The sequence below is a fragment of the Treponema sp. R80B11-R83G3 genome, from assembly GCF_054786115.1.
The window spans coordinates 1-471 of the sequence record NZ_BDHF01000480.1 but is presented as its reverse complement, the minus strand read 5'-3'; the positions used below and the strand labels follow the sequence as shown (position 1 = coordinate 471).

General features: G+C 41.4%; 1 protein-coding gene. It reads left to right on the top strand.

Going from position 1 to position 471, the window contains the following annotated elements; genetic code table 11:
• Positions 1 to 466, top strand: a 466-nt coding sequence (locus tag ACYVRH_RS14570; protein WP_461257583.1) for a phosphoribosyltransferase, incomplete at its 5' end; no start/stop codon positions are given.
• Positions 467 to 471 lie beyond the last annotated feature (5 nt).

The window sequence follows — 471 nt, the reverse complement described above, 5'->3', positions numbered from 1 at the left end:
TTTTAAAATCGTACACAAGGGCGCGCATCCTGTTTACTACGCCGCAGTGGTCGCCCGCTCTTACTCGGACGTGGCGAAGTCTGGTCAGGTAAAAGTTGACGGTTGGACATATTCGCCCGAATATCTGCGCGTAGGGGACAAAGTGCTCTTGATAGACGATATTTTCGATTCCGGCAAAACAATAAATCATCTTGCGCAAATTATTCTTGAAAAAGGAATTCCTCGCCATGATCTTAAAATCGCGGTACACGATTATAAATTTTTTTACGATAAAGCGGAACAGCTTCCGATTCAGCCTGATTATTGGTGCAGAAAACACGACGTATCGGTAAACGACGATGTTTACTGGATTCATTACATGAGCCACGAGTTAATGGGGCTTAAAGAAAAAGAACTGGAAGAAAATTATTACTCACGTGACCCAAATTTAAAAGACGCGCTTCATATAATTACAGAGAATAATTAATGGTT